Below are 1,434 nucleotides of genomic sequence, written 5' to 3' on the forward strand. Positions count from 1 at the left end.
GATGCGGATGGTCTCGTTGCCGTAGCGTTTGCCGGACTCGCCATCGGCCTGGAGAAACCACCGCTGGACCTGCCACCGCAGCCGCCACTGCGTCTCCGTCAGCTGGGCGGCTTCAAGGTGGTGCCGGGTGCGCGCCAGCTTCTTGCCGCCGCGCACCACCCGCACCCGTCCGGCTTCCCAGTCGGCCTGTTCATGCTCCAGTCGGTCCTCAAGTACGTGCAGGCGCCGGGACTTGGCGAACCACTCCCGCCGGGAGCGGTAGCCGCCCGGCGCACCCTTGGAACCCTTCGTCCCGATGGGCTGCGCGAGGCGGTGCGTGATCGTGTCGACGCCCGCCCGGAGGCTGTGGAGGTGGGCGAGTTGCCCGCGCCGGGCCAAAGCCCACTGGTCGTGGGTGGCCTTGGTGAGGCTGCCCGCCCACCGCGAGGACGACTTCCCCGTCAGCGCCCGCTTGCGTTGCGCCCACTGCTCGCCGTCGTGGGTCAGGCCCGCCGCGCAGCGGGCCTTCAGGTCGCCGGAGGCCAGCGAGCCGAGCAGCTCGCCGACCAGGCGCAGCACCGCCTCGTCCTGCCCGGTCAAACCCTTGAGACTGGAGCGGATCGCCACTCCGGACGGGCCGGGCACCACGAACGGCGCCACCACCTCACGCAGCACGCCCACACCCCACCACCGCCCGACACTGAAGAGCCCCTCACCGCGTCCAACGACCACCCCCGGTCAAAGGTCACGCATTCGAAACCAGAACCCCCGTCGCCCTGCCTCCTGCCGTTGTTCAGTGCCACACACCGCCACCGCGACACTCACTCATGCACACCAGAACGTGCTCAACCACTGTCAATCGGCAGCAGTTCACAACCCCCTCCCGGCCGAGTGATCCCGGAGCCGGCCGGATCGTTCCGGGAGACCGCCACGAAGGTGCGGGGGTGGGCGGCGGCGAGCGCGGGGGCGTCGTTGACGCCGTCACCGACGACCAGTTGCCTTCCGCCCGGCCTGCTCCATCTCCTGCACGGCGGTGACCTTGTCCCGCGGGAGGAGACCGGCGCGGACGTCGGTGATGCCGACCTCGGCGGCGAGCCGGGCTGCCGCGGGGGGGCGCCGGTGACCGGCACCGTGGCGGTGCCGGTCAGTTCGCCCAGGGCGGCGACGGTGGCGGCCTCCTCGCGCAGCCGGTCGGCGATGCCCGGTACTTCCACCGGGGTGCCCTGGAGGGTGACCAGCACGGCGCTGCGGCCCTCCTGCTCCGGGCCGACGGCCACGGCGACGGCCGGATGGCCGGTGTGGTGGTTCAGGACGCGGGTGGGACTGCCGACCGCGACGGTGCGGCCTTCCGCCTTCGCGCTCACGCCGGCGCCCGGGGTGGGGGTGAAGTCCTCCACCAGCGGGATGTCCGGGTCGCGGATGCGGGCGGCGTCCACGACCGCGCGGGCCGGCGGG

The 1,434-nt window shown here is 72.9% G+C and carries 2 pseudogenes; both read right to left on the reverse strand.

Features of this window, described 5'->3' with window-relative positions:
- Window positions 1-660: pseudogene (locus RH94_RS01940) on the reverse strand (IS200/IS605 family accessory protein TnpB-related protein); the annotation flags it as partial.
- A 164-nt stretch (window positions 661-824) separates the two neighbouring features.
- Window positions 825-1,434 (reverse strand): annotated as a pseudogene (locus RH94_RS41960) (hypothetical protein); the annotation flags it as partial.

It is taken from the genome of Streptomyces kebangsaanensis (assembly GCF_001906585.1).
Lineage (GTDB): Bacteria > Actinomycetota > Actinomycetes > Streptomycetales > Streptomycetaceae > Streptomyces > Streptomyces kebangsaanensis.